The organism is Olivibacter jilunii (genome assembly GCF_900607235.1).
GTDB lineage: Bacteria > Bacteroidota > Bacteroidia > Sphingobacteriales > Sphingobacteriaceae > Olivibacter > Olivibacter oleidegradans.
This window is the reverse complement of the sequence record NZ_LR027854.1, coordinates 319,911-326,264: the sequence shown is the minus strand read 5'-3', so window position 1 is coordinate 326,264 and position 6,354 is coordinate 319,911. Positions and strand designations below refer to the sequence as shown.

Sequence of the window (6,354 nt, the reverse complement as noted above, 5' to 3'; positions counted from 1 at the left end):
CCACCTCTTCCCATCCCGAACAGAGAAGTTAAGCCCGCCAGAGCCGATGGTACTGCAGTAACATGTGGGAGAGTAGGTCGGTGCCGATCTTTACAGAAGGCCGCCGTGCATTGCACGGCGGCCTTTCCTGTTTTGATGCCCATCGGTTTGTAATCATGTCGGAGCAGCTTATCGTAAGCCGTCAAAGTTACCGCCGGCCGCGGAGAAACTTCCCATGTGGCAGGACTTGAATCTATTAACCTGAAAATCCTTTCCCAGTTGATTATAAAGGAAAAAAGGATCGGCACGGAATTGATGCCAATGCTGTAATAACTGCTTTTCTATGAAATCAATTTTCTCTTGATAGCTTTTCGTTAATTGTTGATAATAAGTGGATCCGGATTTGCTTACTGTGTTTTTTAAGCGGTATATATATTCGAGCAAATTATAGCAGGTAGTATATTGACCACATGCAATTAGAGCGGCAAGGGTTTCTTCTTCTTGTGATTTTGCATCAAACCATAAAGTTGTTGGCATTTCAAAAGCTGCCTGAGCGACGATCTGTTGAGCTCGTGATGGAGTTAAAAAAGGGAGATTTTTTCTGTTTCGATTAAAATCGTTCGAAAAAGATAAGTCATACACATGATTGGTTTTGATTTTGAACCGATACTTATCGCTTTCATAAGTTTTGTTGTATAGAAGATAACGTATCCGTTTAAGAAAAACATCATTGTTCAATATCAATACAGAAGCGAAACGTTCTTTGATCATTCTATAAATAACTACAATAGGGGTAGAGCCAAAATGTTCGAAAAGATTGGTAACAATATCAGACGAGAAGTTCTTGTTTAGATTTAAGCCCCCTAGGCGGTTCGTATCGCCTTCAATGAATTTCCGTAATATAGCCAAAATCAATAGAAAACATAGTGATAATACACATATTGTTGTTCCTATCACGACATTCAACTGTATACCACCTAATTGGAAACCTAGCGTTTTACTAATCATTATTAGTCCGAAAAGGAAAAATAGACACAGTATAACAATTAAGTTATTTATGGAAATAGCTCCGATTCCTTTATAGTTTTTATTCTCTTTGGGTAATTTATACGGTTCCATGTAATGGCTGCCCACATCATTAATTAACATTAGATCAAAAGGTGAAAAGGCCGTTTTCTTTTTGATTCTTCTCTTTTGTGCATCCAGCATACTTTCCAAGGCTTGGTTATCGGTTATTCCTCCATCCATCATTCCGATTTTGAAATCATCGGCTAATTTTTCCTTGGAAAAAGCCTGTCTTAATTCCATAATAGAAGGTGTTTTTGTGAAATCGGCAAGTACGTCGTCCACTTTAGCTTGACCAAATAACTTTACCAATTCACTCCGGCTTATTTCTTGTAACGCTATAGATAAGCCATCAAGTAAATTACGTTTATTTAAGCTTGTGAGTTCGCCTGTAGCAGCGATGGGCAAATCTACATAGGTAAAGTCGTCAGGAAAGATGACAGGTTCGAAGCCAGCGGGAAAACAAGATGATGCGGCGAGCAAGTCTGCTATCTTTAACTTGCCTGCCGTTGTTTGTCCCAACTTTATATTAAAATTCCCAAATCTAAATTGGATATCCTCATGTGATTTAACATCCATTTTCATTTTAACCTGTTGCCTAAAAACCAAACCTCGATAAAACTCAGTTGCATTAAAACAAACCTCTTCTAAATGTTTATTATGATCGTTAGGATGTAAATCTGACAATAGTGCACGTTTGAATAATAGATCGTCGTACGTAAGTGCAAAAGCATTGATAATATTTCTTCGCTTATACGGGTTATCTGTCCACTCCTTATCGTTATTTAATTTTTCAAAAACAACATTCATTAAAGCCATTCCGGACAAATGCTCGGTTAAATTTTTATAAAATTCTTTAAACGATCGACCTTGTGCTACGTGTAATGCATAGAAGGCATTGGTTATCGAGCCCCCTGATGCAGAAGAAATAAAGGTTACATTGTCAAGTAGTACTTGATCGTTAAGCGTATGAATAACATTCAGGTAACTCAAAACTCCTAAACTAAAAGACGCAGCCCGAAAACCACCTCCCGAAAAGGCTAAGGCTATATGATCAAAAGGAGTTTCGCTAATCATCGGCACCTCATCTTTCTTGCTAGTTGTGTTTAACGCATTTGGCATGTTTTTTATTTCAGGTTTCGAATAATACATATATAGGGGTTAATTTCTCTCGCAATGATCTTCCATTGCTTATCGAGTCGAATTAACTTCTTCCTGATAGAATCACTCTCGTTCCCTCCAACCGTTAACACGTAATTGCCTTTGGCATCGGTTCCCCTTTCGACGACAATAGCAGAGTGCGATTCATAAGCCTTGTTCTTTTTTGCAAATTCAAAATCATAACGCTTGTTACCACGATTATGATGAATGATATCACCAAGACCAGGTTCAATAGCTTGATAAGGGTAAGCACGGAAAACTCCGGTATCTTGAATCGCATTTTGGATGGCGGCGTGAACAAATCTCGCATGCGCCGGGTTAAACAAAAATTCTTCTCCTGTTGCGCCAGCCTTCTTAATACACCAAGAAATAAATATAGCCGACCAAGCCGTTGTCACACCAGGAAAGGAAAAGCCTAGGTCTGTCCAATACTTACGTATCTGCTTCGATAATTCTACATCACTCTCGCTCTCGAGATGATAGCTGTTATATTGCTCTTCGGCAATTGTAACTAACTTTTTAACGTACGCCGTAGCCATTTTTTTATTTAGAATAACAATGTTTTAGTAAAAAAGTCAACAAAAACTGCCTGCCTAAGAACATTCTTTGACGTCCAGATTCATTGTATAACAAAATTACTAAATTTATTAGTATTTTAAAACAAATATTAATTAATAAGTTTTTACGTGATATTCGTGTAACATAGTGATTATAATGTGCTTTTCTATTTTTTTGCTAAAAATATTAGTATATTTACCTCGAAGAATATAATAGTTGCTATGAATAACAAGGTAAGTATCAATAACTATAGTGTAGAGTCAGCTGGCATTACGAAAAGTTATAGGGAGGCGATATGTGAGTTGATTTGGAATGGATTCGACGCAAACGCATCCCTAATCAATATTGTTTTTAAACCAAACAACATCGACTATATAAACGAGATACAGATTATCGATAATGGCACAGGGATCCCTTTTTCCACATTGCATCAGACTTTTGGTTCATTTCTGGATTCTGTAAAAAGAGAATCGTTCAGCCGATCCTCCTATATACGTGGCAAAAAAGGAAAGGGGCGATTCTCCTTTATGGCTTTAGCCATGCAAGCTGTATGGTCCACTACTTTTTTTGATGAGCAATCTAAAAAGATGCTTGATTATGATATAATAATAAATGCGGCTAATAAGGATATTTATAAAGATAGTAACAGAAGAATCTCAAAAAGGAACAAAACGGGTACCATCGTGACCCTGTCTAATTTATTTGGGGTTTCCGGTTATTCCTTCAGCTGTTCTGCATTTTTGAGCTATTTGAAAAACGAGTTTGGGTGGTTTTTACTTCTTAATCGAAGTAAAGATTTCAAATTATGCCTGAATGACAGCCCTGTCGAATATGACGATATAATCGCCGACAATGAAGTGTTTCATCGGATAATTACCGACACACAGAATATTGAGTACACATTTAGAATTACGTATGTCCGGTGGTATGAAAAGATCGGCGATAAATTTTATTACTATTTTTTAAACACCGCACAAAAGGAACTTTTTAAACAGCTAACATCATTTAACAATAATGCCATTGGCTTTTATCATAGCGTTTATGTCGAATCGTCATTCTTTGATGACTTTACACCCAGTGACGGAGTGAATGCAGAACGCTTATTTGGAGCAAATTTAAATAGCAGAGTATTCAAAGTACTTATAAAAGAACTGCAACAAATTGTTGCCGATAAGCAAAAAAGTTTTGTTAGATCAAAAGGGGCTGATAAACTAATTGAGCACTTCGATCGTAAAGGTGTTCTTCCAAAGTACAGAAACAATAAGTATGAGCAAGAAAAAAGAAAAGATTTAATGGCAGTTATTAAGGAAATATACTGTATACAACCCAAAATTTTTAAAGGCTTAAATGAAACCCAAGAACGAACGAGCGTTGCTTTTATCAATTTGTTGCTTGAGTCCGACGAGCGGGAACATATTCTGTCTATTTTAGATGATATCGTCAATCTTACTCGAGAAGAAAGAGAAAACTTGGCTATATTGCTAGGAAAAACCTCTCTAAACCGTATTACAAGAACGATTAATTTGATTGAAAATAGGTTTGTTACTATCGAGTTATTAAAGAGGATGGTTTTTGATTTAAAGCAGTTCACTACAGAGCGGGATCATATTCAGCATGCGATTGCTGAAAATTATTGGTTGTTTGGTGAGCAGTTTCATTTAGTGACGGCGAACGAGAGTTTTGAAAAACTACTTTCCAAATACCTTTATATTCTTGATGGTGAAGGATCAGGAAAAATGAATGCGATGACAATGAAGGACCGGGAGAAGAACAGGCGGCCTGATGTATTTATTTGCAGACAGCGAAGCATTCCCGATCCTTTTTATCAGGAGGAAGAATTGGAGGAAAATATCATGGTTGAGCTCAAAAGACCTGCAGTTGTGATAGGTAAGCAACAGCTAAGGCAAATTGAAGACTATATGGATTTTGTTAGCCGACAGGATGCGTTCAATTCGCAAATGAGGCAATGGAAGTTCTTTGTGGTGAGTAATCGGGTTGACACATATATATTGAAACAGTATGAAGAATTTAAGAATAGGGGCAAGCGGTTTTTAGTTAAGTCTTGGGGTAATCTGGAGATCTTTGCCATGACCTGGGATGACATATTTCGCGTTTTTTATACAAGGCATAAATACTTGCTGGATAAATTGGACTTTGATAAAGAGGCTTTAAAGGACGAGCTACAATCAAAAGGAGTTGTATTAACTGCCGCAACAGAACTAAATCCTTTTGTAGCGTGTAAAAACAATGCCTGATTCCAGCTTATGTGTGCACTTCATTAAAGTTTTCGTTTTTTCGATATTTGATCCTAAAGTAGTAGGCAGAAAACATGGTAAGCAATAAGCCTAGAGCAGAAAGGGCTAGCACGCTGTTGGAGAAGAACGACACCCAACTTAACTTGATTTTTAAAATTTCTTTGGCGAAGAGTATGCCCACACTGCCGACATAACCGAAGGTGTCTGCTAAGTATATAAGAAAACCGACATTTCCGGTATGCTTAAAAGTAGCAATTATTCGTTCAAAAAAAATTGCATTAAATGGAATATAGACCATATAGAGACCCAGGCCCGTCAAAAGCATCCAAATAAAGGGGGAAACTTGTTGGAATAAAAAGCAAATGGTGGAAATACCGGCTAGCAAAAAGCCCAATGCCACAAACCCATGCACAAGGATAAGTGCCCGATAATTGTTTTTTATAAAAACCATACTGCCGATAGAAGCCAAAACAATTAATGTAATAGGTACTTCGGTCTGTGAAAAAATGATCGGTTGATTATAAAAACCCATTTCCTTCCACATTTCAGCGCCGAAGTTGTCCCGAATATCACGGAAAATCGTCGCGAAGGTATATATCAGCAAACATGTTGCCAGGCCGGGTAAAAACTTTGCCGAAAATAGATGCCGTTGCTGTCTATCCATAGGTCTTCTTTCAGTTCTTTGTAGTATGTCATCCTGATCTGGCAAAGGTATCTTTTCCATTAAGTGTACCAGAAAAACAAGAGGCAGGGCAAAAAGAAGTCCGGTAAAAAAGGGAACCCAAAACTCAGATAAACCAAGCGCTAACATAATCCATCCGCCGGCAGAGCGGGCGAATCCTGAAGCAAAGATAAAACTGACTGCCAAAGCGGCGCCAATGAAATCGGTTCCTTGTCTTCCCTCAACATACGAGAACACAATTCCCCATAAAAGTCCCAAAGGGAAACCGTTTACAAAGAGAAAAATGGCATTATACGGGACGGGTGTAAGCGCGAAACCAAGCCAACTTAACCAAGCAATACCTGTTAGCGAAAGAATAAGTTTGCTTCTTATCGCTCGTTTTAATTCAGCAATATATTGCACACCATAAAATTTAGCCAACATATACCCTAATACTTGACTAATCACGAGCACAGTTTTATAGTTATAACCGCCAACGGTTATTCCTTCAAATGTCGCAACCGTGAATGCCTTTCTATAGCCGAAAATTAGCGTATAGGCCGAAAACACGACAAAAGCCGTGAAAATGTTTATAATCAATTTACTTCCTTTTAAATGTTTTGGCCGTAAGAAAGACATTATTCCTCCTAATATAAAGCAATATAAGGATTGTCC

At 37.7% G+C, this 6,354-nt stretch carries 4 protein-coding genes and 1 rRNA gene; 2 read left to right on the top strand and 3 right to left on the bottom strand.

Going from position 1 to position 6,354, the window contains the following annotated elements; translation table 11 throughout:
- Positions 1-89: ribosomal RNA gene (rrf, locus tag E0E36_RS21390) — 5S ribosomal RNA — on the top strand; the annotation flags it as partial.
- 79 nt (positions 90-168) lie between these two features.
- Here rrf and E0E36_RS21385 read toward each other — a convergent pair.
- Entirely contained in the window at positions 169-2,196 is a 2,028-nt protein-coding gene (locus tag E0E36_RS21385) for a patatin-like phospholipase family protein (protein ID WP_130857679.1), read from the bottom strand.
- The gene (locus E0E36_RS21380; protein WP_013665995.1) at positions 2,172-2,744 is read right to left on the bottom strand and encodes a DUF2272 domain-containing protein; all 573 of its coding nucleotides are present in this window, start codon (positions 2,742-2,744) and stop codon (positions 2,172-2,174) included. Before E0E36_RS21380 ends, E0E36_RS21385 begins: the two co-directional genes overlap by 25 nt.
- 240 nt (positions 2,745-2,984) lie before the next feature.
- Here E0E36_RS21380 and E0E36_RS21375 point away from each other — a divergent pair, with 240 nt between their 5' ends.
- On the top strand, positions 2,985-5,018 hold the full coding sequence (locus tag E0E36_RS21375) for an ATP-binding protein (protein ID WP_130857678.1): 2,034 nt from the start codon (positions 2,985-2,987) through the stop codon (positions 5,016-5,018).
- A gap of 7 nt (positions 5,019-5,025) precedes the next feature.
- Here E0E36_RS21375 and E0E36_RS21370 read toward each other — a convergent pair whose 3' ends face one another.
- On the bottom strand, positions 5,026-6,279 hold the full coding sequence (locus E0E36_RS21370; RefSeq protein WP_242627360.1) for a DUF5690 family protein: 1,254 nt from the start codon (positions 6,277-6,279) through the stop codon (positions 5,026-5,028).
- Between the last annotated feature and the right edge of the window lie 75 nt (positions 6,280-6,354).

Bases quoted from the DNA above. Each gene is read 5' to 3' on its own strand.
- E0E36_RS21385 (WP_130857679.1), bottom strand. From the start codon at position 2,196: ATGTATTATTCGAAACCTGAAATAAAAAACATGCCAAATGCGTTAAAC.
- E0E36_RS21380 (WP_013665995.1), bottom strand. From the start codon at position 2,744: ATGGCTACGGCGTACGTTAAAAAGTTAGTTACAATTGCCGAAGAGCAA.
- E0E36_RS21375 (WP_130857678.1), top strand. From the start codon at position 2,985: ATGAATAACAAGGTAAGTATCAATAACTATAGTGTAGAGTCAGCTGGC.